Below are 660 nucleotides of genomic sequence, written 5' to 3' on the forward strand. Positions count from 1 at the left end.
GGCCGCGGCGCCGTCGCTGTCGAAGATCACCAACCCGCTGGACGGCATCGAGCAGACGGTCCGCCAGCAGGCCGCCGGCCAGGACCCGCAGGCCGCCAAGGATGCGGCGGTGGCGGCGGTGCGCGCCGTGCTGACCGGTGATCCGGCCCAGAAGGAGCAGGCCAAGAGCCGCGCCGCCGACGCGCTGGCCAAGGCCCAGGGCATTTCGCCGGATCAGGCCAAGGCGCAGATCGACGACTACCAGACGCAGTACGAGCAGGCTGTCGCCACCGCCAAGCAGAAGGCCGAGGCCGCGGCCGTGACGGCGAAGTCCGCCGCCACCCAGGGCGCCTTCTACGCGGCCCTCGCGCTGATCCTCGGTGCGCTGGCGGCCTTCTTCGGCGGTCGCCTTGGCGCCCCGAAGCCGGCGACGCTCCTCGCCTCCTACGACGCGCGGCGCGTCTGAATTCCTTCTCCGGCCCCCGCCGCGCGGCGGGGGCCGCAACCGGCCGGAGCATACGGCCTTCCTCACACAGCAGGAGTGCACACGATGAACAGCACCACCGACAAGCTCAAGGGTCTGGCCAACGAGGCCGTCGGCAACGTCAAACAGGCGGCCGGCAAGGCCACCGGCAACGACACGCTCGTGGCCGAGGGCAAGGCGCAGGAGCTGAAGGGCGA

General features: G+C 72.1%; 1 protein-coding gene and 1 pseudogene. Both read left to right on the top strand.

Annotated features, from left to right (window positions below; all coding sequences use genetic code 11):
• Nucleotides 1-445: pseudogene (locus AC1DXK_RS31100) on the top strand (PhnA-like protein); the annotation flags it as partial.
• Between the two features lie 84 nt (nucleotides 446-529).
• A partial coding sequence (locus AC1DXK_RS31105; RefSeq protein ID WP_477299723.1) for a CsbD family protein occupies nucleotides 530-660 on the top strand: 131 nt, incomplete at its 3' end.

It is taken from the genome of Methylobacterium sp. P3_A11 (assembly GCF_056403155.1).